The sequence below is a fragment of the Pseudomonadota bacterium genome (assembly GCA_030775045.1).
In the GTDB taxonomy this organism is placed as follows: Bacteria; Pseudomonadota; Alphaproteobacteria; order JALYJY01; family JALYJY01; genus JALYJY01.
In genome coordinates this window covers 1-4588 of the sequence record JALYJY010000118.1, presented here as the reverse complement: position 1 = coordinate 4588, position 4588 = coordinate 1, and the positions used below count along the sequence as shown (strand labels likewise).

The window sequence follows — 4588 nt, the reverse complement described above, 5'->3', positions numbered from 1 at the left end:
TCCATTGATCGTCCCGCAACTCGCATCTCGCCATTCAAAGCTCCCACACAAGGACTTTGAACAGTGAATCACACTTCACCAAATTACGGAACCATAAATGTCAACAGGACCTAATTGAACTGACAGATAAAGATGTCATGGGCTATCCATGTTACGCAGACAATCACAAATCTGACAGATATAGAATTACAGAAAAAGGAAAAGGGGCATCCCTGGAGCTGTAATCAGACCCCGTTCTGATCTTCTTGCTTCTCCCCTCCTGTCATCCTGAGCGAAGTGTCACGCAGTGGCGCGAAGTCGAAAGATCTTATGGGATCCCTCCACTCGGCCTGAAAGCCTCGGTCGGGATGACAGAAAAAGAAAACTCTCCGCTACACGAGCCCCCGCACGATCACCTTCACCTTTTCCAGGTCGGCGGCGAAGTTACGAATTCCTTCAGCCAGTTTTTCCGTGGCCATGGCATCCTGGTTCATGGCCCAGCGGAAGGCTTTCTCGTCCAGGTCCATGCGTCTGACCGGAATGTCCTTCACCAGGGCCGGGGACAGTTTTACCGGAACATCACCTTGCGTTTTCGCCAGTTCCTCCAGCTGTGCCGGAGGAATGGTCATGCGGTCGCACCCTGCCAGTTCCAGCACCTGACCGGCATTCCGGAAGGCTGCCACCATAACCACTGTCTTATATCCAAGGCTCTTGTAGTGCGCATAGATGGTGCGGATGGTCTGCACGCCCGGATCTTCGTGCGCCGCAAAGGTGCGTCCCTGCGCCTTTGCGTGCCAGTCCATAATGCGGCCCACGAAAGGCGAGATCAGAAACACGCCAGCCTGAGCACATGCCATCGCCTGGGCCAGGCTGAACAGCAGGGTCATGTTGCAGCGGATACCTTCTTTCTCCAGCTGCCGTGCGGCCTCAATCCCTTCCCAGGTCGCGGCGATCTTGATCAGGATGCGCTCCTGCCCCAGCCCTTTTTCCCTGTACAGGGCCAGCAGGCGGCGAGCCTTCTCCATGGTTCCCTGCGCGTCAAAGGACAGGTCGGCGTCCACCTCGGTGCTCACCAGCCCTGGCACCAGCTTTGACAGCTCGACGCCGAACACCACGGAAAGCCGATCCACCGTCTCCGACACCAGGGCTTCACCCTTTGCGCCGGTCTTCCGGGCCCAGGCGATGGCTTCGTCCACCAGCGGGCGGTACCGCTCCATCTGCACAGCCTTCAGGATCAGGCTGGGATTGGTGGTGCAGTCGGTGGGCTGAAAGGTCCGGACAGCGTCCAGATCGCCCGTATCGGCTACAACGGTGGTAATTTTCCGCAGCTGGTCCAGGCGGGAAGAAGAGGCGGTCATTATATTTCTACTCCATGTTCTTTCGTGGATTATAGGGGTGTTTCCCGGACCATTCACCCAGAAAGGTTTCCAGGTCCCTGTCGACCGTGTCCGGCAGCGTGACCCGCAGTGTCACTTTCTGGTCTCCGCGCCCGCCGATGCCTTTGCCACGCAGGCGCAGAACAGTCCCGGTGTTCGAGCCTTTGGGCACCATGACCTCCACCGCGCCGGTGATGGTGGGCACGCGGATACGTCCGCCCAGCGCCGCTTCGGCCAGCGTTACGGGAACTTCCACCAGGATGGTATCGCCCTCGCGCCGGAACCAGGGGTGGGGACGCACATGGACTGTCAGCAGCAGGTCGCCGCCTCCCTCCCCCTGCCCGCGCAGGCGCAGGATCTGGCCGTCTGCCGTTCCCGCCGGAATATTCATGTTCAGGGTTTTTCCGGTGCCAAGGCGCACCTGGCGGGTTGCGCCCGCCGCAGCATCCAGAAAGTCCACGGTAATTTCGGCCCGGCTTTCGCGCGGGTGCATCGGACCACCCTGCCCCCGGAACAGGTTCTCGAAAATGTCCCCGAAATCGTGCCCCCCGGCGTGAAACCCACTGGAAAAGCCGCCGGCATGCCCGCCCCGCGCATGGGCCCTTCCACCCCCACCGGCAAAAGGATGGACCCGCTCGTTCCCGCTGGCGTCAATCTCGCCCCTGTCATAGCGCGCCTTTTTGGCCGGATCGCCCAGGATGTCCCAGGCTGCGCTGATTTCCTTGAATTTTTCCCCGGCGGCCTTGTTGCCCTGGTTCAGATCCGGATGATATTTTTTCGCCAGCGCGCGATAGGTCTTGCGCAGCTCCTCCTCCGAAGCACTGCGCTTTACCCCCAGCACCTTGTACGGGTCATCCATGGGTCTGTTCCCGCACAGGAGTATCACCCAGATCCCGGATCATCTGCTCGACAGCCACAGCGGCCGCCTCAACAGCTGCAGGGTCCTGGCCCCGGACCACCAGGGTCGTGCCGATATGCCCGTCCCGGTAAAAGGGATAGCTGCCCACGTCCAGGTCGGGAAAGTCCTTCTGGATCGCCTCCAGCCGCACGGCGATGGCGCTTTCCTTCAGGGAGCAGGACACGCCTTTCGACAAGATCGGTGGCCCCTGCACCAGCGTATGCCGGAATCCGTCGAACATGGCCTGCATGATGTGCGGAACCCCGGCCATGACGTACACATTCTCCAGACGGAAGCCGGGCGCGCCACTGGCCGGATTGTCGATCAGCGCGGCCCCTTCCGGAACGTTGGCCATGCGCAGGCGCGCGTCAGTCAGCGGCTGATTGCCATAGTACTGCGCCAGGCGCTGCACAGCCTCGCTGTTGCGAGCCACGGACACGCCAAAAGCCTTCGCAATACTGGCCGCCGTAATATCATCGTGGGTCGGCCCGATACCGCCAGTAGTGAAGACGTACGTATATTTCCGGCGGCAGGCGTTGACGGTCTCGATAATTTCAGCGTCGATATCCCGCACCACCCGGGCCTCAGCCAGACGGATGCCCATGGCTGACAGCCGCTGCGCGATCCAGGACAGGTTCTGGTCCTGGGTCCGGCCGGACAGGATCTCGTTGCCGATAATGATGACGCAGGCGGTGATTTCTGTCATTCTGCCCTCCGCGTGTAAATTCGCCCGGTCTTCGGGTTTTGTCTACAGGAAACGAATGATTTTCAAAGCCCCCCTGATCCCCGGTCATCTGGTCCGCCGGTACAAGCGCTTTCTGGCGGATGTCCAGCTGGCGGATGGCAGTACGGTCACGGCCCATGTGCCCAACTCCGGCGCCATGCTGGGCCTGACCACGCCGGGGCTGGAGGTGCGCCTGTCTCCCGCCGCAAACCCGGGCCGCAAGCTGCCGTACACGCTGGAGATGGTCCACACGGACAACACCTGGGTCGGCTCGAACACCAGCCATCCCAACGCGCTGGCGCAGGAGGCCGTGGCATCAAACCGCTTCAGTCCGTTCAGCGGCTATACCTCCGTGCGGCGCGAGGTAAAATACGGGAAGAACAGCCGCATCGACCTGCTGCTGGAGGATCCAGCCCTGCCCCCGCTGTATGTGGAGGTCAAAAACGTCCACGTGCGCCGCCCGGAAAGGCATGATGGCCAGACGGCGGAGTTTCCGGACAGCGTCACCTCCCGCGGGGCAAAGCACCTGGAGGAAATGGCAGACATGGTCCGCGCCGGCGCCCGCGCACTGATGCTGTATATCGTCCAGCGCGGCGACTGTTCCTCGTTCCGCGTGGCCGAAGACCTTGACCCCGCCTATGCCGCAGCCTTTGCCAAAGCCCGGAAGGCAGGCGTGGAAGCCCTGTGTCTGGACTGCACGGTCAGTCCGGAAGGAATTGACATCGGCAAGCCTCTTCCCATACTTGGTTAGGCCATGACTGATTACGATGACGAGACAGTGCCAGAAGACCCGCGCACCATTACCCTGCACGGGCCGGAGGCCTTTGAGGGCATGCGCCGGGCCGGGCGGCTGGCGGCGGAGACGCTGGACTACATCACGCCCTTCGTCAAACCCGGCGTCGTGACGGGCGAGCTGGACCACCTGTGCGAGGCATTCATCCGCGACCACGGAGCCATTCCGGCCCCGCTGGGGTACAAGGGCTATCCGAAAGCCACCTGCATCTCCCCCAACCATGTAGTCTGCCACGGCATCCCGGGGGAGAAGATCCTGGTGAACGGCGATATCGCCAACATAGACGTGACCGTTATTCTCGATGGCTGGTACGGCGATACCAGCCGCATGTATCTGTGCGGGGATAAAATCAGTGTCCAGGCCCGTAAACTGGTAGACGTGACGTTCGAGGCCATGTGGAAGGGCATCCGGGCCGTCAAGCCAGGCGCCACGCTGGGTGACATCGGCCATGCCATCCAGTCCTTCGCCGAAAGCCACCGCTTTTCAGTGGTGCGCGATTTCTGCGGCCACGGCATCGGCAGGATCTTCCACACAGCGCCGTCCATCCTGCACTACGGAAAACCTGGCCAGGGCATGGCCCTGAAAGAGGGCATGTTCTTCACCATCGAGCCCATGATTAACGCCGGTCGGTACGAGGTGAAGGTGCTGGAGGATGGCTGGACCGCCGTGACCCGCGACCGCTCCCTCTCCGCCCAGTTCGAACACACCATCGCCGTCACTGCCGACGGGTATGAGGTGTTTACCCGGTCCCCGAAGGGTTATGACCGGCCGCCGTATGCGTGAGTACGGGATTGTGCCGCCTGCCCTTGCCCGTCATC

The 4588-nt window shown here is 61.5% G+C and carries 5 protein-coding genes; 2 read left to right on the top strand and 3 right to left on the bottom strand.

Annotated elements, in window-relative coordinates; genetic code table 11:
• Positions 1 to 371 precede the first annotated feature (371 nt).
• The 3 genes from tal to M3O22_08660 are packed head-to-tail and all read right to left on the bottom strand — an operon-like array spanning position 372 to position 2959.
• Positions 372 to 1337, bottom strand: a complete 966-nt coding sequence (gene tal / locus M3O22_08670) for a transaldolase (GenBank protein MDP9196814.1) — start codon at positions 1335 to 1337, stop codon at positions 372 to 374.
• A 7-nt stretch (positions 1338 to 1344) separates the two neighbouring features.
• Positions 1345 to 2214, bottom strand: a complete 870-nt coding sequence (locus tag M3O22_08665) for a J domain-containing protein (protein ID MDP9196813.1) — start codon at positions 2212 to 2214, stop codon at positions 1345 to 1347.
• The gene (locus tag M3O22_08660; GenBank protein MDP9196812.1) at positions 2207 to 2959 is read right to left on the bottom strand and encodes a molybdopterin-binding protein; all 753 of its coding nucleotides are present in this window, start codon (positions 2957 to 2959) and stop codon (positions 2207 to 2209) included. The genes M3O22_08665 and M3O22_08660 overlap by 8 nt, the downstream gene beginning before the upstream one ends.
• Positions 2960 to 3014: 55 nt before the next feature.
• Between M3O22_08660 and sfsA the strand changes: the two genes are divergently transcribed.
• Positions 3015 to 3728, top strand: coding sequence for a DNA/RNA nuclease SfsA (gene sfsA / locus M3O22_08655; GenBank protein MDP9196811.1), 714 nt, complete (start codon positions 3015 to 3017; stop codon positions 3726 to 3728).
• A gap of 3 nt (positions 3729 to 3731) precedes the next feature.
• Positions 3732 to 4553 carry a type I methionyl aminopeptidase gene (gene map / locus M3O22_08650; GenBank protein MDP9196810.1) on the top strand — a complete coding sequence of 274 codons (822 nt, stop codon included), beginning with the start codon at positions 3732 to 3734 and terminating at the stop codon, positions 4551 to 4553.
• Positions 4554 to 4588 lie beyond the last annotated feature (35 nt).

Excerpts from the sequence above, each read along its gene's own strand:
- tal (MDP9196814.1), bottom strand. The coding sequence starts at position 1,337 with ATGACCGCCTCTTCTTCCCGCCTGGACCAGCTGCGGAAAATTACCACC.
- M3O22_08665 (MDP9196813.1), bottom strand. The coding sequence starts at position 2,214 with ATGGATGACCCGTACAAGGTGCTGGGGGTAAAGCGCAGTGCTTCGGAG.
- M3O22_08660 (MDP9196812.1), bottom strand. The coding sequence starts at position 2,959 with ATGACAGAAATCACCGCCTGCGTCATCATTATCGGCAACGAGATCCTG.
- sfsA (MDP9196811.1), top strand. The coding sequence starts at position 3,015 with ATGATTTTCAAAGCCCCCCTGATCCCCGGTCATCTGGTCCGCCGGTAC.
- map (MDP9196810.1), top strand. The coding sequence starts at position 3,732 with ATGACTGATTACGATGACGAGACAGTGCCAGAAGACCCGCGCACCATT.